This window comes from Streptomyces sp. MS191 (genome assembly GCF_008042125.1).
Lineage (GTDB): Bacteria > Actinomycetota > Actinomycetes > Streptomycetales > Streptomycetaceae > Streptomyces.
Map to the genome: position 1 here is coordinate 57179 of NZ_RDBI01000040.1, position 24568 is coordinate 81746.

Annotated in this window: 30 protein-coding genes; 17 read left to right on the forward strand and 13 right to left on the reverse strand. The window is 71.4% G+C overall.

Going from position 1 to position 24568, the window contains the following annotated elements:
• Positions 1 to 294: 294 nt before the first annotated feature.
• Entirely contained in the window at positions 295 to 723 is a 429-nt protein-coding gene (locus EAO71_RS07035) for an ATP-binding protein (RefSeq protein WP_147976924.1), read from the reverse strand.
• 222 nt (positions 724 to 945) lie between these two features.
• Positions 946 to 2109 carry an 8-amino-7-oxononanoate synthase gene (locus EAO71_RS07040; RefSeq protein ID WP_147976925.1) on the reverse strand — a complete coding sequence of 388 codons (1164 nt, stop codon included), beginning with the start codon at positions 2107 to 2109 and terminating at the stop codon, positions 946 to 948.
• A gap of 144 nt (positions 2110 to 2253) precedes the next feature.
• Here EAO71_RS07040 and bioB point away from each other — a divergent pair, with 144 nt between their 5' ends.
• From bioB to EAO71_RS07080, 8 genes are all read left to right on the forward strand, one after another.
• The gene (gene bioB / locus EAO71_RS07045) at positions 2254 to 3498 is read left to right on the forward strand and encodes a biotin synthase BioB (RefSeq protein ID WP_147976926.1); all 1245 of its coding nucleotides are present in this window, start codon (positions 2254 to 2256) and stop codon (positions 3496 to 3498) included.
• Positions 3491 to 4771, forward strand: coding sequence for an adenosylmethionine--8-amino-7-oxononanoate transaminase (locus EAO71_RS07050; protein WP_147976927.1), 1281 nt, complete (start codon positions 3491 to 3493; stop codon positions 4769 to 4771). Before bioB ends, EAO71_RS07050 begins: the two co-directional genes overlap by 8 nt.
• Before the next feature lie 188 nt (positions 4772 to 4959).
• A complete protein-coding gene (bioD, locus tag EAO71_RS07055) occupies positions 4960 to 5676 on the forward strand; it encodes a dethiobiotin synthase (protein WP_147976928.1) in 717 nt (238 codons plus the stop codon).
• Positions 5677 to 5694: 18 nt separating this feature from the next.
• Entirely contained in the window at positions 5695 to 6039 is a 345-nt protein-coding gene (locus tag EAO71_RS07060; RefSeq protein ID WP_147976929.1) for a VOC family protein, read from the forward strand.
• Positions 6040 to 6106: 67 nt separating this feature from the next.
• Positions 6107 to 6772, forward strand: coding sequence for a class I SAM-dependent methyltransferase (locus EAO71_RS07065; protein WP_147976930.1), 666 nt, complete (start codon positions 6107 to 6109; stop codon positions 6770 to 6772).
• A gap of 134 nt (positions 6773 to 6906) precedes the next feature.
• Positions 6907 to 7332, forward strand: coding sequence for a GNAT family N-acetyltransferase (locus EAO71_RS07070; RefSeq protein WP_147976931.1), 426 nt, complete (start codon positions 6907 to 6909; stop codon positions 7330 to 7332).
• A gap of 172 nt (positions 7333 to 7504) precedes the next feature.
• The gene (locus EAO71_RS07075; RefSeq protein WP_261992048.1) at positions 7505 to 8977 is read left to right on the forward strand and encodes a hemolysin family protein; all 1473 of its coding nucleotides are present in this window, start codon (positions 7505 to 7507) and stop codon (positions 8975 to 8977) included.
• Positions 8974 to 9993 (forward strand): hemolysin family protein, encoded by a 1020-nt coding sequence (locus EAO71_RS07080; protein ID WP_147976932.1) that lies wholly within the window; start codon positions 8974 to 8976, stop codon positions 9991 to 9993. The genes EAO71_RS07075 and EAO71_RS07080 overlap by 4 nt, the downstream gene beginning before the upstream one ends.
• Before the next feature lie 154 nt (positions 9994 to 10147).
• Here the strand turns inward: EAO71_RS07080 and EAO71_RS07085 are convergent, their stop codons facing one another.
• Positions 10148 to 11161, reverse strand: coding sequence for a maleylpyruvate isomerase family mycothiol-dependent enzyme (locus tag EAO71_RS07085; protein ID WP_147976933.1), 1014 nt, complete (start codon positions 11159 to 11161; stop codon positions 10148 to 10150).
• 61 nt (positions 11162 to 11222) lie between these two features.
• Between EAO71_RS07085 and EAO71_RS07090 the strand changes: the two genes are divergently transcribed.
• A complete protein-coding gene (locus EAO71_RS07090) occupies positions 11223 to 12002 on the forward strand; it encodes an SGNH/GDSL hydrolase family protein (RefSeq protein ID WP_147976934.1) in 780 nt (259 codons plus the stop codon).
• A gap of 230 nt (positions 12003 to 12232) precedes the next feature.
• Here the strand turns inward: EAO71_RS07090 and EAO71_RS07095 are convergent, their stop codons facing one another.
• Both EAO71_RS07095 and EAO71_RS07100 read right to left on the reverse strand, forming a co-directional pair.
• Positions 12233 to 13420 (reverse strand): site-specific integrase, encoded by a 1188-nt coding sequence (locus EAO71_RS07095; RefSeq protein ID WP_147976935.1) that lies wholly within the window; start codon positions 13418 to 13420, stop codon positions 12233 to 12235.
• Positions 13420 to 13935, reverse strand: a complete 516-nt coding sequence (locus EAO71_RS07100) for a hypothetical protein (protein ID WP_147976936.1) — start codon at positions 13933 to 13935, stop codon at positions 13420 to 13422. Before EAO71_RS07100 ends, EAO71_RS07095 begins: the two co-directional genes overlap by 1 nt.
• A gap of 187 nt (positions 13936 to 14122) precedes the next feature.
• On the opposite strand from EAO71_RS07100, the gene EAO71_RS07105 reads away from it, so the two are divergent.
• The 5 genes from EAO71_RS07105 to EAO71_RS07125 all read left to right on the forward strand — a co-directional run bounded on the left by EAO71_RS07105 (position 14123) and on the right by EAO71_RS07125 (position 16640).
• Positions 14123 to 14329 carry a helix-turn-helix domain-containing protein gene (locus EAO71_RS07105; RefSeq protein WP_261992049.1) on the forward strand — a complete coding sequence of 69 codons (207 nt, stop codon included), beginning with the start codon at positions 14123 to 14125 and terminating at the stop codon, positions 14327 to 14329.
• Positions 14326 to 14565, forward strand: a complete 240-nt coding sequence (locus EAO71_RS07110) for a helix-turn-helix transcriptional regulator (protein WP_147976938.1) — start codon at positions 14326 to 14328, stop codon at positions 14563 to 14565. Before EAO71_RS07105 ends, EAO71_RS07110 begins: the two co-directional genes overlap by 4 nt.
• Positions 14566 to 14648: 83 nt before the next feature.
• Positions 14649 to 14978 (forward strand): hypothetical protein, encoded by a 330-nt coding sequence (locus tag EAO71_RS37530; RefSeq protein WP_187282589.1) that lies wholly within the window; start codon positions 14649 to 14651, stop codon positions 14976 to 14978.
• Positions 14975 to 16108: an AAA family ATPase gene (locus EAO71_RS07120; RefSeq protein ID WP_261992050.1), complete on the forward strand. Its 1134-nt coding sequence runs from the start codon at positions 14975 to 14977 to the stop codon at positions 16106 to 16108. Before EAO71_RS37530 ends, EAO71_RS07120 begins: the two co-directional genes overlap by 4 nt.
• A gap of 22 nt (positions 16109 to 16130) precedes the next feature.
• The gene (locus EAO71_RS07125; RefSeq protein ID WP_147976939.1) at positions 16131 to 16640 is read left to right on the forward strand and encodes a lytic transglycosylase domain-containing protein; all 510 of its coding nucleotides are present in this window, start codon (positions 16131 to 16133) and stop codon (positions 16638 to 16640) included.
• Positions 16641 to 16839: 199 nt separating this feature from the next.
• Here the strand turns inward: EAO71_RS07125 and EAO71_RS07130 are convergent, their stop codons facing one another.
• The 8 genes from EAO71_RS07130 to EAO71_RS07165 form a co-directional block, all read right to left on the reverse strand.
• On the reverse strand, positions 16840 to 18984 hold the full coding sequence (locus EAO71_RS07130) for an FtsK/SpoIIIE domain-containing protein (protein WP_147976940.1): 2145 nt from the start codon (positions 18982 to 18984) through the stop codon (positions 16840 to 16842).
• An 85-nt stretch (positions 18985 to 19069) separates the two neighbouring features.
• A complete protein-coding gene (locus EAO71_RS07135; RefSeq protein ID WP_147976941.1) occupies positions 19070 to 19285 on the reverse strand; it encodes a hypothetical protein in 216 nt (71 codons plus the stop codon).
• A gap of 39 nt (positions 19286 to 19324) precedes the next feature.
• The gene (locus tag EAO71_RS07140; RefSeq protein WP_147976942.1) at positions 19325 to 19507 is read right to left on the reverse strand and encodes a DUF6257 family protein; all 183 of its coding nucleotides are present in this window, start codon (positions 19505 to 19507) and stop codon (positions 19325 to 19327) included.
• On the reverse strand, positions 19507 to 19806 hold the full coding sequence (locus tag EAO71_RS07145; protein WP_147976943.1) for a hypothetical protein: 300 nt from the start codon (positions 19804 to 19806) through the stop codon (positions 19507 to 19509). Before EAO71_RS07145 ends, EAO71_RS07140 begins: the two co-directional genes overlap by 1 nt.
• Positions 19803 to 20612, reverse strand: a complete 810-nt coding sequence (locus tag EAO71_RS07150; RefSeq protein ID WP_261992051.1) for a DUF2637 domain-containing protein — start codon at positions 20610 to 20612, stop codon at positions 19803 to 19805. The genes EAO71_RS07145 and EAO71_RS07150 overlap by 4 nt, the downstream gene beginning before the upstream one ends.
• Entirely contained in the window at positions 20609 to 20809 is a 201-nt protein-coding gene (locus EAO71_RS07155) for a hypothetical protein (protein WP_147976944.1), read from the reverse strand. The genes EAO71_RS07150 and EAO71_RS07155 overlap by 4 nt, the downstream gene beginning before the upstream one ends.
• On the reverse strand, positions 20806 to 21393 hold the full coding sequence (locus EAO71_RS07160; protein WP_147976945.1) for a DUF6907 domain-containing protein: 588 nt from the start codon (positions 21391 to 21393) through the stop codon (positions 20806 to 20808). Before EAO71_RS07160 ends, EAO71_RS07155 begins: the two co-directional genes overlap by 4 nt.
• Entirely contained in the window at positions 21390 to 21863 is a 474-nt protein-coding gene (locus EAO71_RS07165) for a DUF6907 domain-containing protein (protein WP_147976946.1), read from the reverse strand. Before EAO71_RS07165 ends, EAO71_RS07160 begins: the two co-directional genes overlap by 4 nt.
• A 172-nt stretch (positions 21864 to 22035) precedes the next feature.
• Between EAO71_RS07165 and EAO71_RS07170 the strand changes: the two genes are divergently transcribed.
• The 3 genes from EAO71_RS07170 (at position 22036) to mug (ending at position 24468) form a co-directional block, all read left to right on the forward strand.
• A complete protein-coding gene (locus EAO71_RS07170; protein WP_147976947.1) occupies positions 22036 to 22278 on the forward strand; it encodes a hypothetical protein in 243 nt (80 codons plus the stop codon).
• A 190-nt stretch (positions 22279 to 22468) separates the two neighbouring features.
• Positions 22469 to 23911, forward strand: a complete 1443-nt coding sequence (gene purB / locus EAO71_RS07175; RefSeq protein WP_147976948.1) for an adenylosuccinate lyase — start codon at positions 22469 to 22471, stop codon at positions 23909 to 23911.
• Positions 23908 to 24468 (forward strand): G/U mismatch-specific DNA glycosylase, encoded by a 561-nt coding sequence (mug, locus tag EAO71_RS07180; protein ID WP_147979158.1) that lies wholly within the window; start codon positions 23908 to 23910, stop codon positions 24466 to 24468. The genes purB and mug overlap by 4 nt, the downstream gene beginning before the upstream one ends.
• The last annotated feature ends 100 nt before the right edge of the window (positions 24469 to 24568 follow it).

Genomic DNA, 24568 nt, shown 5'->3' on the forward strand with positions numbered 1-24568 from the left:
CGGCCTCCACCACGCCGTCCAGGCCGTAGCCACCATGCACAACCTCGCCATGACACGGTAAAACAGCAGACCAGAAGCCACTTTGGCCTGCCAAAGCCCGACCTTCTGCAACACCCTTTAGGGGGTGTTGCGAAAGTAGCGCCGTCCGCCCGGAGGGCGGGCCCCGCGGCGTCTGGTGCGTGCGATCGCAAGGCGGAGGGTCGCCCTCGTACTGGGTGTACTCGGGCGATCCCGACAACGCAGCGAGCGGGCGTGCCAGGCGTCGTGGGGCAGGCGGGACTTTCGCAACACGCCCTAGTTCGGGGACGCCGTCCACGGGAGATTGATCCAGACGGTCTTGCCGCCCTCGTCGGTCGGCGTGACCGAGAGGCGGCCTCCCGCCTCGGCGGTGAGGATGCGGATGATGACCATGCCCCGGCCGTTGTCCTGCTGGACCGCCGCGGGCAGGCGTCTCGGCCAGCGGGGGTAGCTGTCGGTGACACCGATGTGGAGCTGCTCCTCGCGCACCAGACGGACGTCGACGGTGAACGTGGGCGACTGGCCGAAGGTGTGCTGGACGGCGTTGGTGGCGAGCTCCGACACGATCAGCCGGACGGTGTCCGCGGTGTCGCTGCCGCCCGCGAGCCCCCATCCGGTCAGGACGTCGGCGACGTACCTCCGGGCCTCGGAGACCGAGGCCGGATCGCTCGGCAGAGTGACGGTTGCTTCCTGCTGATCTGCCATGGCGACGCTGTCCCTTTCCCACCGGGGCCAGCCCCGGATTGCGCTTCGCGCCAGAGTGCCACTTCTCGTGCCACCATGAGGGTCGATCCACCAAGATATGCATATATCTATCGCCCGAAGCGGTGAACTCTGCTACAGGCAGGGGATTTTGAGGACGTGCGGCAGGTGCGGCCGGGCGGCGCGCGTACGGCGGCGGAACGGCGGAACGGGCGGGCCGGGACGTCAGGCCGGCGGGGCCGTACGGAGGATCGTCGAGACCGCCTTGCCGATCTCCAGGTCCGTCAGGTCCGCCCGGGCCGTCAGCCGCAGGCGCGAGATGCCGTCGGGCACCGACGGGGGACGGAAGCAGCCGACGGCCAGGCCCTGTTCGCGGCAGTCCGCCGCCCACCGCAGCGCCGCGTCCGGCGACGGGGCGCGTACGGAGACGACGGCCGCGTCCGGGCGCGCGGCGGTGAGGCCGGCCTCGGTGAGCAGCCGGTACAGGGTCGTGGCGACGGTCCGGGCGCGGCCGGCGAGCGCGGGCTCCTCCTCGATCAGGCGCAGGCCCGCGAGTGCCGCGGCGGCCGCCGCGGGGGCGAGGCCGGTGTCGAAGATGAAGGTCCGGGCCGTGTTGACCAGGTGCTCGATGACGCGGGCCGGGCCGAGGACGGCGCCGCCCTGGCTGCCCAGCGACTTGGAGAGGGTGAGGGTGGCGACCACGTCGGGGTCGCCGGCGAGGCCGGCCTCGTGCAGCGCGCCCCGGCCGCCCCGGCCGAGGACGCCGAGCCCGTGGGCGTCGTCGACGACGAGCGCGGCGCCGTGGTCACGGCACGCCCCGGCGTGTTCCGCCAGGGGGGCCTTGTCGCCGTCGACGGAGAAGACCGAGTCGCTGACCACGAGGGCCCGTCGGCCGTCGTGGGCGCGCAGCGTCTTGCGCACCGCCTCCGGGTCGACGTGCGGGACGACGGCGGTCTCGGCGCGCGAGAGCCGGCAGCCGTCGACGATCGAGGCGTGGTTGCCCGCGTCCGAGACGATCAGTGAGTCGCGGCCGCTCAACGCGGTCAGCGCGGCGAGGTTGGCGGTGTAGCCGGAGGAGAAGACGAGGGCGGCCTCGAAGCCGCAGAACTCGGCGAGTTCGCGTTCGAGCCGGGCGTGCAGCCGGGTGGAGCCGGTGACCAGCCGGGAGCCGGTGGAGCCCGCGCCCCAGCGGCGGGCGGCCTCGGCGGCCGCCTCGGTGATCTCCGGGCGCCGCGTGAGGCCGAGGTAGTCGTTGCTCGCCAGGTCGAGGAGCTCCGATTCCGCGGAGCGCGGCCGCAGGGTGCGGACGAGCCCGGCGTCCGCTCGCCGGCGCGCCTCGGCCTCGGTCCAGTCGAACGCGGTGCGGCGCGTGTCCTCGTCCCGATGCATGCGGCAGATCCTTTTGTAGGCAGCGCACAGACCCTAACGCTCCGCGGGCAAGGTCAGGGTGTGGCCATGCCCACACATCAAACGGCCTCGTTTGTTCAGTTCCTCCTTGGCCGCGGGGTGTGCGGTAAGCGAGGATCAGCCTTTATGGACCTGCTGAACACGCTGGTGGACAAGGGGCTTCGGCGCGAGCTGCCGACCCGTGAAGAAGCGCTCGCCGTGCTGGCGACCTCCGACGACGAACTCCTCGATGTGGTGGCCGCGGCCGGCAAGGTGCGCCGCCAGTGGTTCGGACGCCGGGTGAAGCTCAACTATCTGGTCAATCTGAAGTCCGGGCTGTGCCCCGAGGACTGCTCGTACTGTTCGCAGCGCCTCGGCTCGACGGCCGGGATCCTCAAGTACACCTGGCTGAAGCCCGACGAGGCCTCCGAGGCCGCCGCGGCCGGTGTCGCGGGCGGCGCGAAGCGGGTCTGCCTGGTGGCGAGCGGCCGCGGTCCGACGGACCGGGACGTGGACCGGGTCGGCAAGACCATCGAGGCGATCAAGGAGCAGAACGAGGGCGTCGAGGTCTGCGCGTGCCTCGGTCTGCTCTCGGACGGCCAGGCGGAGCGGCTCCGGGCCGCGGGAGCCGACGCGTACAACCACAACCTGAACACGTCCGAGGGGACGTACGGGGAGATCACGACCACGCACACCTACGCGGACCGCGTGGACACCGTGCAGAAGGCGCACGCCGCCGGTCTGTCGGCGTGCTCCGGTCTGATCGCGGGCATGGGCGAGAGCGACGAGGACCTGGTCGACGTCGTGTACGCGCTGCGCGAGCTGGACTCCGACTCGGTGCCGGTGAACTTCCTGATCCCCTTCGAGGGCACGCCGCTGGCCAAGGAGTGGCACCTCACCCCGCAGCGCTGCCTGCGGATCCTGGCGATGGTCCGGTTCGTCTGCCCCGACGTGGAGGTGCGGATCGCCGGCGGACGCGAGGTGCACCTGCGCTCGATGCAGCCGCTGGCCCTGAACATCGCGAACTCGATCTTCCTGGGCGACTACCTCACCAGCGAGGGGCAGGCCGGTCAGGCCGACCTCGACATGATCGCGGACGCGGGCTTCGAGGTGGAGGGCGCGGGCACGACGACGCTGCCGAGGCACCGTGTCGACGCCGCCGCGGCGGCGGGTGGCTGCGGCTCGCACGCCGAGGCCGGGGCGGGCGGCGGCTGCGGCTCGCACGAGCAGGGCGGCGGTTGCGGCCCGTGCGGCGGGCACGCGGCGCCCGCGGAGGCCGCGCCGGTGGCGGCGGCCGGGTCCGCCGGGGAGGGCGAGGGCCCGAACGCCCGGACCGACCTCGTCGCGGTGCGGCGCCGGGGCGCCGGCACGGACCTCGCGCCGAATGCGTAACAGCGAACTGCTGGCCCTGGACCGGGCGCACGTCTGGCATCCGTACGGCCCCATGCCGGGCCGTACGGACCCGCTGGTCGTCGCGTCCGCGTCCGGTGTGCGCCTCGGCCTCGCCGAGCCGGTGCACGGACGGACCGAGCTGATCGACGGCATGTCCTCGTGGTGGTCGGCCATCCACGGCTACAACCACCCCGTGCTCAACGAGGCGGCCCGCGACCAGCTGGACCGGATGAGCCACGTCATGTTCGGCGGGCTCACCCACGAGCCGGCCGTCCGGCTGGCCGCCCGGCTGGTGGAGATCACCCCCGGTCCGCTCCGGCACGTCTTCCTCAGCGACTCGGGTTCCGTCGCCGTCGAGGTCGCGGCCAAGATGTGCCTGCAGTACTGGCGCTCGGTGGGCCGGCCGGGCAAGCACCGGCTGTTCACCTGGCGCGGTGGGTACCACGGCGACACCTGGACGCCGATGTCGGTGTGCGACCCCGACGGCGGGATGCACGACCTCTGGTCGGGCGTGCTCCAGAAGCAGGTGTTCGTCGACGCACCGCCCGCCGAGTACGACGAGGCGTACGCGGAGCCGCTCCGCGAGCGGATCGGGCAGCACGCGGAGGAGCTGGCCGCGGTCATCGTGGAGCCGGTCGTGCAGGGTGCCGGAGGCATGCGCTTCCACGCTCCCGAGTACCTGCGGGTACTGCGCGAGGCGTGCGACGAGCACGACGTGCTGCTGGTCTTCGACGAGATCGCCACCGGCTTCGGCCGCACGGGCGCGCTGTTCGCCGCGGACCACGTCGGGGTCGCCCCGGACGTCATGTGCGTCGGCAAGGCGCTGACCGGCGGATACCTGTCGATGGCGGCGACGCTGTGCACCTCGCGGGTCGCCGACGGCATCTCGCGGGGCGAGGTCCCGGTCCTGGCGCACGGCCCCACGTTCATGGGCAATCCGCTGGCCGCCGCGGTGGCCTGTGCCTCGATCGACCTGCTGCTGTCCCAGGACTGGGCGGTCGAGGTCAAGCGGATCGAGGCGGGGCTCCGCGAGGGGCTCGCGACGGTGGCCGACGTGCCCGGTGTCCGGGACGTGCGCGTGCTCGGCGCGATCGGTGTCGTGCAGCTCGACCACGAGATCGACATGGCGGCGGCCACGGAGGCGGCGGTGCGTGCGGGCGTGTGGCTGCGGCCGTTCCGCGACCTGATCTACACGATGCCGCCGTTCGTGACCGGCGACGCGGACGTGGCCCGCATCTGCGAGGCGGTCCGCGCGGCGGCCGCGGCGGGCTGACCGCTTCCGCCCCGAAGCCAGGCGGGGGCGCGGACCGCGGAGGAATTCCGGGGTCCGCGCCCCGGCACCACGGGCCGGCCGGAGGGCCGGGGCCGCACGACGGCTCCCGGCGTCCGGCTCCGGCCGATCGGAACTCCGCCCGCCGCCAGGGCACTGGCGGCGGGTCCTCGGAAAGGACGCAGCACACCATGACCGTCATCGTCGTCAGCGGTACGGGTACGGAGATCGGGAAGACCATCGTGACCGCCGCGGTGGCCGCCGCGGCCACCGCGGCCGGGCGGTCGGTGGCCGTGCTCAAGCCGGCGCAGACCGGACTCGGGCCGGGCGAACGCGGGGACGCGGACGAGGCCGTCCGGCTCTCCGGCGCCGCCGCGTCGGTCGAACTGGCCCGTTTCCCGGAGCCGTTGGCGCCCGCCACGTCCGCCGCTCGGGCGGGGATGGCGCCGGTGGGCCCGTCGGAGATCGCCACCGCCGCCACGAAGCTCGCCGCGGAGCACGATCTGGTCCTGGTGGAGGGGGCCGGCGGGCTCCTCGTCCGCCTCGACGCGGACGGCGGCACGCTCGCCGACGTGGCCCGGCTGCTGGACGCACCGGTCCTGGTGGTGACACCGGCCGGGCTCGGCACCCTCAACTCCACCACCCTGACCGCCGAGGCGCTCCGGGCGCGCGGCGTCGCGCAGCTCGGTGTGGTGATCGGCAGCTGGCCCGCCGCTCCGGACCTGGCCGAGCGCTGCAACCTGACCGACCTGCCCGAGGCGGCCGGCGCGCCGCTGCTCGGGGCCGTGCCGGCCGGCGCGGGCGCGCTCGAGCCGGCGGCGTTCCGGGGGGCCGCGCGGACCTGGATCGCCCCGGCGCTGGGCGGCGAATGGGACGCGGATTCCTTCTCCTCGGCGCACCGGGCGTGATCTCCGTAGGCTGAGGGCATGCGCGCACACGTTCAGGAGATCGTCTTCGACTGCGCCGACCCCGCGGCCCTGGTGCGCTTCTGGGCCGGGCTGCTGGGCGGGGCGCCGGTGGACCGGAGTCCCGACTGGTCGTACGTCGACCCGCCGGAGTTCGTCCGGCTCGCCTTCCAGCGGGTTCCCGAGGGGAAGACGGCCAAGAACCGGGTCCACCTGGATCTGGAGGTGGCCGCGGTGGACGCGGCGGCCGACGAGGCGACCGGGCTCGGAGCCGTGCGGAACGGCGGGATCGTCGCGGACGAACAGGGTTCCTTCCAGGTGATGCGCGACCCGGAGGGCAACGAGTTCTGCTTCGTGACGGGCTGATCGGGGCGGTACGGGGGAGAATCTCCCCGTCCGTGTCCGCGCTCCCGCGCGTCGGAGGAGGTCCGCGATGTCACCGCGTACGACCCGGGTCCCCCGGGACGCCGTCCACCATCCGCTCTTCGCCCGCTTCTACGCACGGTTCAGCGTCTCCGCCGACGACAAGGGCGGCGTCGGCGCCCTGCGGGCGGAGCTGCTGGCCGGGCTGTCGGGCCGGGTCATCGAGGTCGGGGCGGGGAACGGGCTGAACTTCGCGCACTACCCCGGCACCGTGTCCGAGGTGGTGGCCGTCGAACCGGAGCGACATCTGCGCCGGTTGGCGGTCGAGGCCGGACGGCGCGCCGAGGTCCCGGTGGACGTGGTCCCCGGTGCGGCGGAGGCGCTGCCGGTCAAGAGCGAGGCCTTCGACGCGGCGGTGGCTTCGCTGGTGCTGTGCACCGTCCGCGACGTGCCGAGGGCGCTCGCGGAGCTGCACCGGGTGCTGCGTCCTGGCGGCGAACTCCGCTTCTTCGAACACGGTCTGGCGCCGGGGCGGGGTATGGCGCGGACCCAGCGGGCGCTGGACCGCACGGTGTGGCCGCTGCTGTTCGGCGGGTGCCACACGGCGCGCGATCCGCTGGCGGCGATCGAGGCGGCGGGCTTCGAGCCGACGGCGTACCGCACGTTCACGGTCCCGGAGGACGGGCCCCGGCTGCCGTCGTCGTTCTGTGTGCTGGGCACGGCGCGAAGGCTGTGAGGCGGCGGGCCCGGGGGCTCGGGGCGCGCCGCGGGCTCGCGGCCGGCCGGCCGTGCCGGCGGAACGGCACCCGGCCCGCCCGTATGGCGAAACATGGTCGACGGCCCCCCGGGGCCGGTGATGGGATGCGGCCCATGACCGAACCGCGCATCCGCGCCGCCGTGGCGGCCGACCTCGACGACGTGCTCGCCTTCTGGAAGACCGCCGCCGAGGGGACCAGCATCAGCGACGACCGGGACGGGATCGAGCGGCTCGTCGCCCGCGATCCCGAGGCCCTGATCCTCGCGGAGCACGACGGTGAACTCGTCGGCACCGTCATCGCCGGATTCGACGGCTGGCGGTGTCACCTCTACCGGCTCGCCGTGCACCCCGACCACCGCCGGCGGGGGGTCGGCGGCGCGCTGCTCGCGGCGGCCGAGGAGCACTTCGTACGGCTCGGCGGCCGGCGGGCGGACGCGATGGTGCTCGACCGCAACGCGCTCGGGCAGCACGCCTGGCGGGCGGCCTCCTACGGGCCGCAGGACCAGTGGACCCGTTGGGTGAAGCCGCTCACGGCCTGATCGCCACCCTGCTTTGCCCATCCTTTACCATGGGTGCTTCCTCTTCCACGACGACCGAAAGGTGTGAGCGTCCGCCCATGGGCGAGCCTCCCAGTAGCACGCTGCGACACGACCGGGACCGACATCGAGCGATCCTCCTCCCCCTGACTGATCATGGGACGGAGGTGAACCGATGACCGAAGTGCTCCTGCTCCTCGTGGCGGTGTTGCTGTCACTCGCCTGCGGCGCCTTCGTCGCGGCCGAGTTCTCGCTGACCACGGTCGAGCGCGGCGAGCTCGAAGCCGCCGTCGAGCGGGGTGAGCGGGGCGCGGCCAGCGCCCTCAAGGCCGTCAAGTCGCTCACCTTCCAGCTCTCCGGCGCGCAGCTCGGCATCACCGTCACCAACCTGGTCGTCGGCATGCTCTCCGAACCTTCGATCGCCGCGCTGATCCGGGGGCCGGTGGAGGACCTCGGGCTCTCCCCCGCGGTCGCCTCCTCGGTGGCCCTGGTCATCGGCACCGCGCTGTCCACCGTCGTCCTGATGGTCGTCGGCGAGCTGGTCCCCAAGAACTGGGCGATCTCCTCCCCGCTGGCGGTGGCCAAGGTGGTGGCGACCCCGCAACGGGTCTTCACGGCCGCCTTCCGGCCGCTGATCAGCCATCTGAACAACACCGCCAACCGCATCGTGCACCGGTTCGGGCTGGAGCCGGCCGAGGAGCTGGCGTCCGCCCGCTCCCCGCAGGAGCTGGTGGCGCTGGCCCGGCACTCCGCGAAGGAGGGCGCCCTGGAGGCGGACACCGCGGAGCTGTTCGTCCGGACCCTGAACCTCGCCGAGCTGACCGCGGAGAACGTGATGACCCCGCGCGTCCAGGTCACGGCGCTGGAGGTGCAGGCCACGGCCGAGGACGTCGCCAACGCGACGCGCGCGACCGGACTGTCCCGCTTCCCCGTCTACCGGGGCAGCCTCGACGCGGTCGTCGGGATCGCCCACATCAAGGACGTCCTGGCCATACCGGCCGAGGACCGGCCGCGCCGGCGGATCGGCGACATCCTGCGCGAGCCGTTGCTGGTGCCGGAGACGCTGACCGTGGACAAGCTCCTGGACCGGCTGTCCGGCCGGCAGACGATGGCGGTCGTGATCGACGAGTACGGCGGCACGGCCGGCGTGGCGACCCTCGAGGACATCGTCGAGGAGGTCGTCGGCGAGGTCCGCGACGAGCACGATCCGCACGAGACGCCGGACCTGGCACGGGCGGGTGCCGACACGGAGGGGCGCGAGCTCTGGTCCGCGGACGGCGCCGCCCGTACCGACCAGCTGGAGGCGATCGGCCTGCGGGTGCCCGACGGCCCCTACGAGACGCTGGCGGGCGTGCTCGCCACGGAGCTGGGCCGGATCCCGGCCGTGGGGGACAGCGTGGAGCTCGCCGGCTGGCGGCTCGACGTGGTGGACGCCACCGGTCGGCGCGCGGCGCGGGTGCTGATGCACGCGCCGCCGGACGAGCCGGACGAGGACGGGGACAAGGACGCGCGCGACGGCGCGGCGGACGGCGGACCGGGCGGCTCCGGCGCCGCCGGGTCCCGGGCACACGGCCGTACGGACCGCCGCACGGACCGCCGTAGCCGTACGGACCGCCGTACGGACGAGAACGGGGAGGCGGGACGATGATCGCGATCCAGTTGCTGATCGGTCTGCTGACCCTGGTCGTGAACGCCTTCTTCGTCGGCGCGGAGTTCGCCCTGATCTCGGTGCGCCGCAGTCAGATCGAGCCGCACGCGGAAGAGGGCGACCGGCGGGCGCGCAGCGTCCTGTGGGGCCTGGAGCACGTCTCGGCGATGCTCGCCGCCGCCCAGCTCGGCATCACGCTCTGCACCCTGGTGCTCGGCATCGTCGCCGAGCCGGCGATCGCCCACCTGCTGGAGCCGGTCTTCGACGCGATCGGCGTGCCGCACGGCCTGGTGCACCCGATCTCGTTCGTGATCGCGCTGTCCCTGGCGACGTATCTGCACATGCTGCTCGGCGAGATGGTCCCGAAGAACGTCGCGCTGGCCGAACCGGTCCGTACGGCGCTGCTCCTCGGCCCGCCGCTGGTGACGCTCGCCCGGGCGCTGCGCCCGGTGATCTTCGCGATCAACGCCTTCGCGAACGCTCTGCTCAAGCTGTTGCGCGTGGAGGTCAAGAACGAGGTCTCGGCGACCTTCTCGGACGACGAGCTGGCCCGGATGGTCACCGACGCGGGTGTGGCCGGTCTGCTCGACGACCGGGCCGCGGAGCGGCTGCACGACGCCCTGGAGCTGGGCCGCCGTCCGGTCCGGGACGTGGTGATGCCGGTGGAGAAGGTCGTGTACGCCGCGGTGGGGACGACGCCCGAGGAGCTGGAGGCGCTCTCGGCGCGGTCCGGTTTCTCCCGCTTCCCGGTGGTGGACTCGGATCGCGGGATCCTGGGCTACCTCCACGTGAAGGACGCCCTGGACGTCACCCCGCGCGATCTGCCGTTCCCGGTCTCGGCCCTGCGGCCGATCGCCCGGGTCCGGGCGGCCTCGCCGATGGACGACGTCCTGACCGCGATGCGGCGCGGACGCACCCACCTCGCGGCGGTCCTCGGGGAGGACGGCAAGCTGGCCGGCCTCGTCACGATGGAGGACGTGCTGCGGGAGCTGGTGGGCCGCCCCGCGGCGCCGTGACGGCGGGCCGGGATCCGGCCCCCGCGTGAGGCCGCGCGCCGGCGGCCGAGCCCGCCGCGTGAGGCGTGGCGGTGAGACGGGACCCGGCCCCACGTGGGGCCGGGTCCCGTCTCACTGCGGGGAGGTCCTGCGCGGGGCTCCGAGCCCCGCGCCGTCACAGCGCGGTCGCCGCGCCCCAGGCGTCCAGCAGCGTGCGGTCGCCCGAGGCGGTGAGGCACGGGTCATCGGCGCCGCGGCGCCCGTACACGAACAGGAGCAGGTCCGCGGCGGCTCCCTCGACGGCGGCCGATGCCTCGCTCTCGCCGCGCCGGTGCCAGGTGAAGCCGCCGCCGCCGAGGACGACGGTCCACGCCGCGCCGGAGTCGGTGGCGGTCAGACGGATGCTCGTTCCGTCGCGGTCGAGTCGCGCGACCTGTTCGGCGGCCCCGGGCAGGTAGGGCAGGTCCTCCAGGAAGGCGTCGATCCCGTCGGCCGCCGTGCCGGGCGCGAGCCCGGGCTCGCGCCCGAGGGCGAGTTCGGCGTCGGCGAGGTGCACGACGGTCTCGAAGAGCACGTGGCGCGGGTGGTACCGGACGTGGGGGTCGCCTCCCGGGGACCAGACGGGGGTCCCGGGGTCGGCGGCGCGCAGCGTGGCCAGGGCCGTCTCGGCGCCGGCCGCCAGCCAGTCGGGCAGTCCGGCCGGTCCCGTCGGCAGGTCGAGGGGGATCTTCGCGGCCCGSACCCGGGTGGTCGCCCCGGTGCGCACGAGGTGCTCCGTCCACCGGTGCACGGTGCCCACGTGCCGTACGAGGTCGGCGAGGGTCCAGCCGGGGCAGGTGGGGACGGGCGTGGCGGGGTCGGCGTGCCGGACGGTCTCGACGAGGCGTCGCGTGTACCGCTCCACCGCGTCGCACGCGGCCCCGTGCGCGTCCTCGGCCAGCCCGAAGCCCTCGGAGACCTTGAGCATCCGCTCGCGCCAGGCGCCGGGCGGCCGGCGGAGCGCGGCGTCGCGGAAGAGCCGGTCGAGGGTGTGCCGCTCGGCGACCGGGAGCCTGTTCAGCAGGTACCCCGTGCTCTCCAGCCATGTCACGGCGGTGTCCGGGTCGAGGGTGTCCGCGTCGCAGGTCTCGACGACCGTCACCAGTTCGGCCAGCGCCTCGGCCAGCGTGTTCTCGAGCGTGTCGCTCACGGTCTCCCCTCCCGGGCTCCGACGGCCCGAGAGCCATACCGTTCGGTATGATCGCACCGCCATGGAGATGAATGCCACCTACACAAGTCTTGTCGCCGTCGGCGACAGCTTCACCGAGGGTATGTCGGACCGACTGCCGGACGGTTCCTACCGGGGATGGGCCGACCTCCTCGCGAAGCGTCTCGCGGCGCGTACCCCGGAATTCCGATACGCGAACCTCGCAGTCCGCGGAAAGCTCATCGGCCAGATCGTCGACGAACAGGTGGACGTGGCCGCCGACATGAAGGCGGACGTGGTCACGCTGGTCGGCGGGCTGAACGACACTTTGCGGCCGCGATGTGACATGGGTCGCGTACGGGGGCTGCTGACCGAGGCCGTCGAACGGCTCGCCCCGTCCTGCGGGCAACTGGTCCTGATGCGCAGCCCGGGACGCAACGGCCCCGTCATGGAGCGCTTCCGGCCGCGCATGGAGGAGCTGTTCGCCCATGTCGACGAACTCGCCGCGCGCCACGGGGCCCTGGTGGTCGACCTGTACGGCACGCCCGCCCTCGGCGACCCGCGGATGTGGGACGTCGACCGTCTGCACCTCACCGACGAGGGGCACCGGCGGGTGGCGGAGGCCGTCTGGCAGGGCCTGGGCCTGGCCGCCGAGTGCGACTGGACGACCCCGCTGCCCGCGGCGACGCGCCCTCGGTGGGTGACCCGCCGCGTCGACGACGCCCGCTTCGCCAGGGAGTACCTCGGTCCCTGGATCGGCCGGCGCCTGACCGGCCGCTCCTCCGGGGACGGCCGCCCGGCCAAGCGCCCGGACCTGCTGCCCTTCGAACCCCCGGTGGTGTGAGAAGCGCCCCACCGGCGGCACGGGGCACTCGCGGCGCCCCCGGGTGGGGCGCCGGGCACCGCGACCGGCGACCGGAGTGACGGGCGTCTCGTAGCAAGAGACGAAGGCGACCGTGTCACTGGCCTGCAGAAACCGCCAGTAGAATCTGGTCACTGTTCTACGGGTGAAACTCTTCTCGCAGGTCAGACATCGAATGTGAGACGTCGTGAGAGATCATTTCTCACAATCTCTCACAGGAGGGCTTTCCGGTCTCCGCCGTGGAACGCGTCCAGAGCGTCGGCCGCAGCCCTCATGTCCTCCGCCTCGATGGACACGTACTTGCGCTTGGTGAAGGCCGCGTTCGTATGGCCGGCCCATGCGGCGAGGATCACGTCGGGAACCCCGGACAGGGCCAGAGCCTTCAGCACCGCGTGCCGAGCGTCGTACAGGCGCACTCGGCGGAGCCCCAGGCCGGCCATCAGTTGGTAGGCATGCTCGCGCAGGTGCCGGGTGTTCCGCGGGACGCCCAGCTCGTCGACGACGACGTACCCAGAGTCGGTGTACCCCTCGCCGGCAGCCAGCTTCTCCGCGGCCTGCTGCGCACGGAGCCGCCGCAGAGCCTCCCATGGGGCACGGGGTAGCGGCAGGGACCGCTCGCCGGATGCTGTCTTGGTGTCCTTCTCGAGCACCTGATGGTTACCGATCATCGTCCGCGTGACGGTGATGGACAGGATGCCATCCTCGAGGTCGATGTCCGTCCAGCGCTGACCACACACCTCAGCCGGCCGCAGTCCCATGAGGGACAGCAGCAGCGGGGCAAACAGCCGATCCTCGGCAATGCCGCGAACGAACGTCTGCACCTCGGCCACGGTCCACGGCTCGACCCGGGTGCGCTCCCGCTTGTCGGTCTTCTTGTCGACCAGCGAGACGCGCACGTACTGGGCAGGATTCACCGGGATGAGCTTGCGGACCACGGCCCGGCCCAGCGCTTCCTTGAGCCGGGTCAGGATGCCGTCGACGGTCGACACGGCCAACCGAGTGCCGGGCGCTCCACCCTTCCTGCGACCCGAGGTCACCACTTCGTCGACGAAGTCCTGCAGCTGGGTCTCCGTGAGCTCCTGCAGCCGGACGTGTCCGATGCGCTCGACGACGTGGACCAGGGCGAGGCGGTACGTGCGGATCGTCGTCTCCTCGACGTCGCGCCGCTTGTACTCCAGCCACTGCTCAAGCCACTCCCCCAATGTGACCTTGCTCGGAACGATCAAGGTTCCGGCGGCACGCTGGGCAAGGATGCGGTCCCTCTCGGCACCACACTCCTTCTTGGTGTCCTTTGTGATTGTGAGCTGCAGCCGCTTGCCAGCCTCGTCATAACCGGCGTCGACCACGACCCGATACCGCACCTTGCCATCCCGTAGCACGACCTTCTTGGGCTCCGCCATCAGCCAGCCTGCCCGCGCCGCGCAGGTGGCAGGAAGTCCCGCTTCCTCGCTTCGCTTACCCAGCGATGCACGGTCCGGACGGGGGCACCCGTGAGGGCGGCAATCGATGGCGCCGGCGGCCTCTTAGCCGCAATGAACCACCGATAGGAGTCTGCGAGCTCCTGCAAGAACTCATCCGTGATTCGACCATCCGGCGCCCGAAGGGGCGGCGGGCTTCCGGGGCCCGCCTCAGGGCTGGCCGGGTGGGCAGGAATGAGACTGCTCAACTTCGCATACTTCGGAGCCGTTTCAGTGAAGTAGGCATCCAGCCGCTCGACAGAGGGCGCGTCTACCTGAGCTGGCTCCATCAGGATCTCTCGCGCCGGCTCCATAGCCACGTGCATCCCGATGTCAGCGAACGGCACCCGGCGCCACGACCGACCACTGATCGCGCCGTTCGAGGTCACGACCACGGCGAAAGGGTCGAGCCGCTGGGCCGCGTCGTCAGTCGGCCGGTACTGCAGGTAGACCACCAAGCCGCCAGTCTCAGCGGCGCGGACCCAGCCGCCAGGTCGATACGTAAGACGCCAATCTCCCACGAAATCCATGCTCGCAGCATCGCATCGCCCTCCATGGTGCGCAAGTGACGCCACGTACTTGCATGGACCGATGCATACCGCTACGGTCGAATGCGTAGGCGACTCCACTTACGCAGGAGAGATCGTGTCAGATGCACACGTCGTCAAACTCAGCTACTCCGTAACCGAAGCAGTCGAGGCCACCTCTTTGGGCCGGTCGACGATCTTCGAGCTCATCAGGTCCGGAGAGCTCGAGAGCTTCAAATTCATGGGGCGTCGACTCATCCCCGCCGACGCTCTCCATGCCCTCATCAACAAGCAGCGGATGCCGCAGAGCGGGCGGGCGGCATGACGAAGCCCTCGCAGCCCACCCTCGCCGAGATCCGGCAGTGGCCGGCCACCGTCAGCGTCCCGCAGGCAGCGTCAGCAATCGGCTGCAGCAAGCAGCACCTGCACGACCGGATCAAGCGCGGCGACGCGCCGGTTAAGACGATCCCTCTCGGTGCGCGCCACGTCGTCATCACGGCCGACCTGGTCCGCCTGCTGTCTGGCGAATCCCGGCCCGCGAAGGAGACCGAGGCTGCATGACCACCGAGAACGCAGAAATGCCCCGGCTGCTATCCGGGGCATTTCACGAAGACTCCGCTGAGGGCGGTACGTCCGTAGCCACTGTGCCACAGGAGACGCCCGACATCGACCCCGGCGACATCCTGCGGGACTACTGGGCCACCGCCAAGCAGCACTACCTCGACGGCGACTACCCCGACTACGCGTCACTCGCCTGGCGAGCCCTCGAGCCCGACGACCCGCGCAAGCTCGCCGGCGCCCTCCTGTTCGCCGAGATGTGGCGCAAGTTCGGCGACGAGATCGCCCAAGACCTCGACAACGCCCTCGCCTACCGCGTGCCGTCCTGGCACGGCCCCACCCTCGACGAACTCAACCAGCGCCACGCAGACATGCTCGCGCGCAACCGCAGCAGCGGACTTGGAGGGGCTGCGTGACCTACCCCGAAATGTGGCCCGAGGACTGGGGCGCAGGCCCGCCCGAAGCTACCAGCCTCACGGTGCCTGAACCACGGCTGGCCGTAGCCGAAGCCGCAGTCGCGCCGGTACCCACCTGGCGGCCACGAGACCTCGAGGACGTCCTCGACGGCACCTACCAGGCACCGCAGCCCACCATCGGACGCCGCAACGACGGCATCGGCCTGTTCTACCCGGGCCGCATGCACTCCGTCGTCGGCGAGTCCGAGGGCGGCAAGACCTGGTTCGCCCTCATGGCCGTCGCCTCCGAGCTGGCCGCCGGCAACGCGGTCGTGTTCCTCGACTTCGAGGACGACGCCCCCGGAGTCGTCGGCCGGCTGCTCGCCCTCGGCGCCACCGCCCAGGACATCCGCGACCGGTTCGCCTACATCCGCCCCGAGGAACCCCTCACGGTCGGCATCAACCGACTGGAGATCGGCCAGGCCCTCAACGACCTGCGGCCCACGTTCGTCCCCGTCGACGGCGTCACCGAGGGCATGGCGATGCACGGCATGGAGCTGAAGGACAACACCGACATCGCCAAGTTCGGCCGCATGCTGCTGCGGCCCATCGCCGAGATGGGCGCGGCCGTCGCCACGCTCGACCACGTCACCAAGGACCGCGAGGGCCGCGGCCGGTACGCCATCGGCGGAGTCCACAAGCTCAACGGCATCAACGGGGCCATGTACGTCCTGGAGAACCGCACACCGTTCGGTATCGGGCTGACCGGTAAGACAACCGTCCGGATCGCCAAGGACCGCCCCGGCCAGCTGCGGCGCCACTCGCTGCCCCACAGCAGCGGCATGCACTGGTTCGCCGACTTCGTCCTCAAGTCGCACGACGCCACGTTCACCGAGGCATCCCTGTACCCGCCCGTCGAGGACGACAAGCCGTTCCGTCCCGAGCAGGTCATGAAGAAGATCGCGGCTGCCCTCGAGAAGGCGACGGCACCCCTCGGTGTGAACGACGTCCAGGACCGAGTGGGCGGCAAGAAGGACGTGACCCGCACGGCCCTGGCTGCCCTGGTTGACGAAGGCTATGTGGAGGTGAGTCCCGGGCCGAACAGAGCCAAGCTCCACACCCTCGTGAAGCCCTTCGAAGAGTCCGGATAACGAGTGCCCCCGTGTCCCCCAGGTGTCCCCAAGGATCGTCAACCGCTGGGACTCCAACTGGATCGCCGGGCACCCGTCCGTCGGTCTAATGCAGGTCATCGGCCCGACGTTCCGCGCCTACGCCGGGAAGATGGCCGGCGTCGGCCCGTTCGCCTACGGCGTCTCGACCAACCCTCTGGCCAACATCTACGCGTCGATGAGGTACGCCCTTTCGCGCTACGGCTCTCTCCCGCGCGCGTACAACCGGCCTGGCGGCTACGACAGCGGCGGCTGGCTCCAGCCTGGGTGGACCCCGGTCTACAACGGCCTGGGGGCACCCGAGGCGATCCTCACACCGACCCAGTGGCAGGCGCTCTCGAGCGCTGCCGCTGCCGGGCTGGGCGGAGGGATTCAGCCGGGCGACCGGCTGACGCTCGTCGTCGAGGACGGCCCGACCCTGTCCGCCTACGTCGATGGCCGCGCTGACGGACGTGTGGCAGCGACCCTGCAGCCGGCTCTCGCTGCGACCCGAGCCCGACGAAACGGGAGGTGACCGGACGCAGAAAAGGCCCCCGGCCGTGAAGCCGGGGGGCCCGTCTGTCCCCCTCTACCCGTACTACCTTGCAGGTCAGAGCCCTCTACCGCCCCTGCTACCGGGGTAAAGGGGCCCCGCTACTTTAGGGGCCCTCGAGAGGCTGCCAGGAAGTACGGGCGAGGGGTCGTTTCAGGGGGCGAAGTAGCGCCCTCCCCCTCTACCCGGCCAGGTACTCGGCCGGGATGGCGCCCTCGATGTCGCGCCGCTGGTAGCCGGCGCCGTTGGTGCCATCGATCTTCACCTGCTTGCTGGTGCGCTTCACGCCCGCCAGCTCCAGCTCCTTCGCCAGCTGGGTCTCGTCCCAGTCGCCGTAGGTGTCCTCGTCCATAGTGACGAGCCGCTGCAGCAGGTCGCGGGAGAACATCCGCGGCGCGTGCCGCATCGCCTCCAGCACGTCGGAGATGACGGCCGGCACTCGGTACCCGTGCTCGCCGGCCTCGGTCATGACGTCGCCGGCCGCGTCACCGGTGAGCTGGCCGGCTTCCTTGCGCATGGCCCGTCCCTTGGCGCACAGGGCGTTGAACTCGGCCGTGGTGAGCAGGTCGTTCTTGACCGTGGCGAAGCTGGCCGGGCCGGTGACCAGGACGACGACGCCCTTGTGGTCTTCGGAGAGGACCGACGCGTCGGCGCCCATCGAGGCCTTGCCCTTGCCGAGCACCATGTCGGAGGACGTCTGGTCGGTGACCTGCGTGCACGCCCGGATGGTGATGATCTCCCGCAGCTTGGTCGGCACGCTCTCGGCATCGGGCCGCTGGGAGGCGTAGTTGGAGACGAGCCCGGCGGCCGGCCCGCGGCGGGCGATGCGCGCCATGTCGTCGATGACGGCCTTGCGCTCCTTTTCGTCGCTCATCGCGATGAAGCATTCCTGCAGCTCATCGACGGTGAAGAACACGAACGGCATGTTGTAGCGCTGAACGATTTCCGGGGTGAGCTTGCCCTCGGGGCAGACGGAAGTCGGGAGCTCCCGCAGGATCGCGAAGCGCCGTTCCATCTCGGTCAGCAGCTCGGCCAGCATCGCCTTGAACGCCTCGATCGCATCATCCTCGGCGCCGAGGACCAGGCGGTGGGCAACCTGCCGCATCTGCATCCAGTCCTGGCCGCCCTTGAAGTCGGCGACGTAGTGCCGGACGTAGGGGTCGAGCAGGCCGGCCGCGGTCATGAGCCGCTGCGTGAACGTCTTGCCGCGGCGGGGCAGGCCGCCGAAGAACATCGACTGCCACACGACCGGTACGGCGACGCGGTTGCCGCGGGCGTCGTGCCCGAACGGGATCGGGTCCCAGATGGAGAAGCTGTCCATCTTCGCCAGCGGCGAGGGGACCGGGTCGGCCAGGTAGGGGTCATCGTCGGCGACCCACATGGACACACGGCCGGCGTTGCCGCCCTGAGCCCGGCGGACACGGGCCATGACCACCTGGATCTCGTCTACGCCGAGCTCGGCGGCGATGGTGGTCCGCTTCGCCAGGACGTCCGCAGCAGTCTTCCCGCCGCCCTTCGGCAGATCGAAGACAACCGCCCAGCCGCAGCCGTCGCGGACCGGGCCCATGACACAGGCGACCTTCGGTCCTTCGTCGTCGCCCTTGCCGCTTTTGAGGAGGCCGGCGGCGCGCAGGGCGTCGTTGAGCTGCTGGGCGCTCATGTCGACGCGCAGCGGCGGGGCGGCCTGGTCGAGCAGCTGCGTGTGCTCGCCGCGGCCGAGGTAGGCGAGCGGGGTGACGATCGCCCCGCCGATGCCGGTCTGCAGCAAGGGCGGCGCCAGGTAGATACCGATGGCGGCGCCGGCGACGGCCACCGCGGCGGCCCCGAACCGCCAACGGCGCGTCTGGGTGCGGGCGGCGTGCGCCATCTGCAGGCGGGCGGCCAGGTCGACGTCTTCGGGCTTGGCCTTGCTCTGTGCCTTGAGGGCCTTGACGGCGGCTGTGTGGTCCTGGGCGGACAGGGTCGGCCAGAGGCCCACGGTGGCCCGGTAGAAGCCGCGGGAGGCCAGCCACACCGTCTTGACCGCGTATTTGGGGACGCGGATGCCGTGGAAGCGGGTGTGCCACCAGCACAGCCGGCCCAGCGCCTGGGTGTTGGCCTTGAGGAGGGCCGGGGTGCGGGCCCACACGGGCAGGACGGGCAGGTCGGGGACGGTCAGCCAGTCGGCGAGCGGGTTGTCCGGGAGGTCGACCGCCTCGACGACGTCGGATTCCGTCACGGATTCCGTCACGGCCGGCTGGTCGGGGACGACGGTGTAACGGGGCTTGAGCAGGTTCACCTTGACGATCGGGTGGCCGTTGACGGGCCGGTCCAGGATGTCGGTCATGATGGTCACTCCTACTGCTCTCAGAGTGGTTAGGGGCACGGGGCGGCCGGTTTCCCTGGCAGGTGACGGCCGCCCCGTGGTGTTGCTAACTGCTGCGCTTGGCCAGCCGCCTGAAGTCGCGGGCGTTCTTCTCCATCGCCTTCCGGCCGACCTTGCTGTCAGCGTTCGCAGCTCGCCGGTCGGCGTCAGCGGCCAGGCCGGACCAGAACTGTTCGTCTGTCTGGAAGGGCTGGCCGGTACGCGGGTTCGTCGCCGGGGGCGTGCTGCTGCTCGTTCCGGTCTTGCGGCTGAACAGGCCCATGACTGGGCTCCTCTCGGGTTGCTACTTCTCGGGTTGGGATTACTTGCCCTGCTCGCCGCGCTTGCGGGCCTTGTCGATGATCCGGTCGACCTTGCGCTCGAGGTCGGCCTGGTGGACGTTCTCGCCGGCCATGGAGCGCTTGCACATGCGGGCCACGTTCCACGCGATCCGGGCATGCTCGCCCGCGGTCAGCTTCGGGTAGTTGGGGTCGTTGCCGCTCATCACTTCCGGCCCTTCTGGTAGTCGGCCCACAGGCCGCGCAGGACGAGTACGCAGATGGTCAGGGCGACCGCCGTGATGGCGAACGCGATGACGGAGATGGCGAGGGTGACCGCGAGGAACGGGGCACCGACCCCGATCGCGATCCACTTGCCGGTGCTCTGCTGCTGCACCGGGGCCGGCTGCTGTACCGGCTGCTGGGTGAGCTGCTGGGCCTGCAGGAGGGCCATCACCATGGCCAGTTGCTGGCTGTTGTCGGCGGCCTCGACGGCATCGCGGGCGGCCCTCTCGATGTCGCTCACGACGCCCCCTCGGTGACCACGTCGCGGCGGAGCTGGGTCGCCTCTCGGCGGGACAGTCCGAACTCGTCTCGCAGCTGGTCGATGGTCACGCCCCGCCCGCCGGACCTGACCACCTGACGGTGCAGGGTGCGGGCCTTGCGCCGCAGATCAGCAGGGGTGACGGTGATCTGCTCGGTGACCACCTGGCGGGCCGTCTCGGCGGGTACGGCGGTGGTGACCTTGCTGGTCGTGAAGTCGTCCCACACCGGCGATGCGGCAGGCAGTTCGATCACCGGACGGCCGACCACCTCGGCGGCCGGAACCTCGTGGATAACATCCACAAGGTGGTCCCGCTCGACGGTCACCTCGGGAGTCTCCACAGTGTGGAGAGTGGTCACCCGGTCCCGGGCGGCGAGGGCCTGGTGAACCTGCCGCATGAGGGCGCCGAAGGCGAGCAGGGCCGCGGTCGGCGGTACGGCCGCGACCACGTAGTCCAGGATCGGAACCTCGGCAGGGTTCCGGGTGCCGGTCACCCCGGCCACGTTCAGGACGATGGAGCCCAGCGAGCCGACCGTGGTCAGGCCGATCGCCCACGGATCCACCTTCTTCGCCAGCGCGGCCCGCAGCATCAGCAGCTCGCCGGCCACGATGAACAAGTCCAGGGTCGCCGGCCAGGCCCACGCCCGGATCTCAGCAGCGCCGAGACCGTGCCCCAGGGCAACCTCGGCCAGGTGCGCGTAGGACAGCCAGAACGCGGCACCCGTCAGCGCGATGATGACCAGGCCGGCCGCGACGGCCAGGGCCCGTCCGGGGTCGATGTTCTTCACTGCTCGCCCACCTCTCCGAGGGCTACGCGCGCTGCCTTGTGCGCGCAGAGATTGACGCCGTGCCTGTCGCCCAGCTGGTTCGCGGCGAGCAGGTCGGCAAGGACCACCTGAATCGGGGGGACGGGCCGGGACCCGAGGGCCGCCGCGCGGATCGCGGCGGCCTCGGTCGGCCGCGGGATCGGCCACTTCGACGTCATCCCTGGGCCTCCAGCACCGACAGCTGGCGGGCCAGCTTCCGCAGGGTGGCCGCGTGCTCGACGAGCAGGTCGGCTGCCGTGTCCAGCCCGGCCGCGTTCAGCTCGTGCAGATCCTCATCAATCTGCAGCAGCGCGTGGACCCGGCCGTCGATCGGGGAGAACGGCCGCTGTGCCAGGGACACGCTCAGCACCGGCACCGGCCCGTGGCAGGGCGTCGGGATCTCGGCGTCGTGCTCGACGCCCTGGTGCTCGATGTCCTCCCGGTAGGCCTCCGTCGCGTGGATGCCGGTGCACCAGGACGGCTCGGCCACCCGGACCGGACCGTGGTCGCCGGTCTGGACGGTCACCATGCCATCGACGACGGGCGCCTTACGGGCCACCCGCAGCGGCTCCTCGGGGTAGTCCCGCCAGGTGCGGCCGAACACGTCCCGGTGCTCCAGGTGGGCCGACCGGTTCCACACGCACGGGAAGTCGGGCTTGCCCGGCTGCGGCGCCGCGCACACGACCGGGTCACCGTCGAGGGCGCCCTGGTGCCAGGCCAGACGCTCGGGAGAGATCCCCTCGAGGGGGTCGCGCTCGGTCATCGGCGGGCCTGCTTGCGGTTGAACGTCGCCACCTGGCGGGCCTTGTGCCGCAGCTGCGACGCGAACGCGATGAGGTCGTCTGCCAGTTCCTCGGCCATCTCCGGCGTGAGGCGGGCCTCCTCGTCGGTGCCCGTGTCGACCAGCAGGTGGGCCTCGCGGCTGCGCGGGTCAGAGGAGGTCGGGTCGGACGAGATGGTCAGCGTCAGGTCCGTGTGCGAGGTGTCGGCGTTGAAGAACGTCGGGACCTGCGCGACGTCGGACGCCGAGTAGTGCGTGATGTCCTCGAGCTCGACATTGCCCGTGCTGTGGTCGTTCGTGCACCACTCGGGGCACTCGATGTAGACCTGCATGCTGCGGCCCCCGCGGCCGACGATGGCGGGCACGATCCGAGGCTGCGGCGCCGGCTGGGCCGGGATGCCCGGCAGCAAGTTCACGGGGATGCGGGCAGCACGCTGTACGGTGTCGCTCATGGTTCGGTCCCTCTCTGGAAGGGTCGATGCCTAGGCCCTGGCCGGTGTGCAACCACCGGTTGGGGCCGTTCCCGTTTTCGGGGTGGCAAGGACTACCGTAGGGAACACGATGTTCCCTGTCAACGCTTCTGGACCTAGGCATCTAGCGCCAAGAAGAGTAACGTCATGTTCCATGACGATGAATGCGACACTGACCTGCATGGACAAGCGATCGTTGGAGTACCTGGCCGGCCGATTCAGGGAAGCCGAGACGCGCACGGAGATCCTGCGCGTCGAGCTGGCCGAGGCAATCCGACAAGCAGCAGCCGACGAGCTGCCCCAGAAAGACATCTGCGAGGCGACCGGCTACACCCGCCAGCAGGTGCGGCGGATCGTCCTGGCTGCCGCGGAAGACGAGGCAACGCCAGAGACGTAGGCCGGCCACGCAGGCCCAGAAGGCCCCACCGAATGGCCGGCGGGGCCTTCGTCTGTTGCTACTACAGACGTCTCACACTTGTCTCACAGGCCCGTGGACGGGCATCAGGGTGACCGGCCTCTGACCTGCATTTTCGTGTGCGCCATGGACGTGGCAGATCCTCTATGGACGGCAGGTAAACTCTGGTCACGTGACTGCTGCGACTGCAAAGCCCCGCATCCCGAATGTCCTGGCCGGCCGCTACGCCTCCGCGGAGCTCGCCGTCCTCTGGTCCCCCGAGCAGAAGGTGAAGCTGGAGCGTCAGCTGTGGCTCGCCGTGCTGCGTGCCCAGAAGGACCTCGGGATCGAGGTTCCCGACGAGGCCCTCGCCGACTACGAGCGCGTGCTCGACCAGGTCGACCTCGCCTCCATCTCCGAGCGCGAGAAGGTCACTCGCCACGACGTGAAGGCCCGGATCGAGGAGTTCAACGCCCTCGCCGGTCACGAGCACGTCCACAAGGGCATGACCTCCCGCGACCTCACCGAGAACGTGGAGCAGCTCCAGATCAGGCTCTCGCTGGAGCTGATGCGCGACCGCACCGTCGCCGTCCTCGCCCGGCTGGGCAAGCTGTCCGGGGAGTACGCCGAGCTCGTCATGGCCGGCCGTTCGCACAACGTCGCCGCCCAGGCCACGACCCTCGGCAAGCGTTTCGCCACCGCCGCCGACGAGCTGCTCGTCGCGTACGGCCGCCTGGAGGACCTGCTCGGGCGCTACCCGCTGCGGGGCATCAAGGGCCCGGTCGGCACCGCGCAGGACATGCTCGACCTGCTCGGCGGCGACGCGGCCAAGCTGGCGGAGCTGGAGCAGCGGATCGCCGGTCACCTCGGCTTCGCCGAGGCCTTCACCTCGGTCGGCCAGGTCTACCCGCGCTCCCTCGACTACGACGTGGTCACCGCGCTCGTGCAGCTGGCGGCCGCTCCGTCGTCGGTCGCCAAGACGATCCGTCTGATGGCCGGTCACGAGCTGGTGACCGAGGGCTTCAAGCCCGGCCAGGTCGGCTCCTCCGCGATGCCGCACAAGATGAACACCCGCTCCTGCGAGCGTGTGAACGGCCTGATGGTCATCCTGCGGGGCTACGCCTCGATGACCGGCGAGCTGGCCGGCGACCAGTGGAACGAGGGCGACGTCTCCTGCTCCGTGGTCCGCCGGGTCGCGCTGCCCGACGCGTTCTTCGCCTTCGACGGCCTGCTGGAGACCTTCCTGACCGTGCTCGACGAGTTCGGCGCCTTCCCGGCCGTCGTGGCCCGCGAGCTGGACCGCTACCTGCCGTTCCTGGCCACGACGAAGGTCCTCATGGGCGCCGTCCGCGCCGGTGTCGGCCGCGAGGTCGCCCACGAGGCGATCAAGGAGAACGCCGTCGCCTCCGCCCTCGCCATGCGCGAGCAGGGTGCCGAGCGCAACGAGCTGCTCGACAAGCTGGCCGCCGACGAGCGGATCCCGCTGGACCGGGCGCAGCTCGACGCGCTGATGGCGGACAAGCTGTCCTTCACCGGCGCCGCCGCCGACCAGGTCGCCGTCGTCGTCTCCCGTGTCGAGGAGATCGTCAAGCAGCACCCGGAGGCCGCCGGGTACACCCCCGGGTCGATCCTCTGACCGGGTTCACCCCGCAGGAGCTCGAGGCCGCCCGCGACCGCGTCATCCCCGACGTGGTGGCGGGCGGCCTTTCCGTCCTCTTCTGCGGGATCAACCCGGGGCTGATGTCGGCCGCGACGGGGCGTCATTTCGCCCGCCCCGGCAACCGCTTCTGGCCCGTGCTCCATCTGTCCGGCTTCACCCCGCGGCTCCTGCGGCCCGAGGAGCAGGAGGAGCTGCTCGCGTACGGGCTCGGCATCACGAACGTCGTGGCGCGGGCGACCGCCCGGGCCGACGAGCTCTCCGACGAGGAGTTCCGGGAGGGCGGCCGGCAGCTGACCGCGCGGGTCGAGCGGGTGCGCCCGCGGTGGCTGGCGGTGGTCGGCATCACGGCGTACCGCACGGCCTTCGGGGAGCGGAAGGCGGTGATCGGGCCGCAGGAGCGGACGATCGGCGGGACGCGGATCTGGGCACTGCCCAATCCGAGCGGGCTGAACGCGCACTGGACCCTGGAGGCGATGGCCGAGGAGTTCGGCAGGCTGCGGGAGCGGGCGGGCGTACCGGACCGGCGGGGGTAGCGGGCCCGCGCCTTCCCCGACCAGGCCTACCACCTGGCCGAGTTAGCCCCCGCCGGCGCCCGTCCGGAGGGGCCGGGAGAGGACCGGGCGGAGGCCGAAC

Excerpts from the sequence above, each read along its gene's own strand:
- EAO71_RS07035 (WP_147976924.1), bottom strand. The coding sequence starts at position 723 with ATGGCAGATCAGCAGGAAGCAACCGTCACTCTGCCGAGCGATCCGGCC.
- EAO71_RS07040 (WP_147976925.1), bottom strand. The coding sequence starts at position 2,109 with ATGCATCGGGACGAGGACACGCGCCGCACCGCGTTCGACTGGACCGAG.
- bioB (WP_147976926.1), top strand. The coding sequence starts at position 2,254 with ATGGACCTGCTGAACACGCTGGTGGACAAGGGGCTTCGGCGCGAGCTG.
- EAO71_RS07050 (WP_147976927.1), top strand. The coding sequence starts at position 3,491 with ATGCGTAACAGCGAACTGCTGGCCCTGGACCGGGCGCACGTCTGGCAT.
- bioD (WP_147976928.1), top strand. The coding sequence starts at position 4,960 with ATGACCGTCATCGTCGTCAGCGGTACGGGTACGGAGATCGGGAAGACC.
- EAO71_RS07060 (WP_147976929.1), top strand. The coding sequence starts at position 5,695 with ATGCGCGCACACGTTCAGGAGATCGTCTTCGACTGCGCCGACCCCGCG.
- EAO71_RS07065 (WP_147976930.1), top strand. The coding sequence starts at position 6,107 with ATGTCACCGCGTACGACCCGGGTCCCCCGGGACGCCGTCCACCATCCG.
- EAO71_RS07070 (WP_147976931.1), top strand. The coding sequence starts at position 6,907 with ATGACCGAACCGCGCATCCGCGCCGCCGTGGCGGCCGACCTCGACGAC.
- EAO71_RS07075 (WP_261992048.1), top strand. The coding sequence starts at position 7,505 with ATGACCGAAGTGCTCCTGCTCCTCGTGGCGGTGTTGCTGTCACTCGCC.
- EAO71_RS07080 (WP_147976932.1), top strand. The coding sequence starts at position 8,974 with ATGATCGCGATCCAGTTGCTGATCGGTCTGCTGACCCTGGTCGTGAAC.
- EAO71_RS07090 (WP_147976934.1), top strand. The coding sequence starts at position 11,223 with ATGGAGATGAATGCCACCTACACAAGTCTTGTCGCCGTCGGCGACAGC.
- EAO71_RS07095 (WP_147976935.1), bottom strand. The coding sequence starts at position 13,420 with ATGGCGGAGCCCAAGAAGGTCGTGCTACGGGATGGCAAGGTGCGGTAT.
- EAO71_RS07110 (WP_147976938.1), top strand. The coding sequence starts at position 14,326 with ATGACGAAGCCCTCGCAGCCCACCCTCGCCGAGATCCGGCAGTGGCCG.
- EAO71_RS07130 (WP_147976940.1), bottom strand. The coding sequence starts at position 18,984 with ATGACCGACATCCTGGACCGGCCCGTCAACGGCCACCCGATCGTCAAG.
- EAO71_RS07135 (WP_147976941.1), bottom strand. The coding sequence starts at position 19,285 with ATGGGCCTGTTCAGCCGCAAGACCGGAACGAGCAGCAGCACGCCCCCG.
- EAO71_RS07140 (WP_147976942.1), bottom strand. The coding sequence starts at position 19,507 with ATGAGCGGCAACGACCCCAACTACCCGAAGCTGACCGCGGGCGAGCAT.
- EAO71_RS07155 (WP_147976944.1), bottom strand. The coding sequence starts at position 20,809 with ATGACGTCGAAGTGGCCGATCCCGCGGCCGACCGAGGCCGCCGCGATC.
- EAO71_RS07160 (WP_147976945.1), bottom strand. The coding sequence starts at position 21,393 with ATGACCGAGCGCGACCCCCTCGAGGGGATCTCTCCCGAGCGTCTGGCC.
- EAO71_RS07165 (WP_147976946.1), bottom strand. The coding sequence starts at position 21,863 with ATGAGCGACACCGTACAGCGTGCTGCCCGCATCCCCGTGAACTTGCTG.
- EAO71_RS07170 (WP_147976947.1), top strand. The coding sequence starts at position 22,036 with ATGACGATGAATGCGACACTGACCTGCATGGACAAGCGATCGTTGGAG.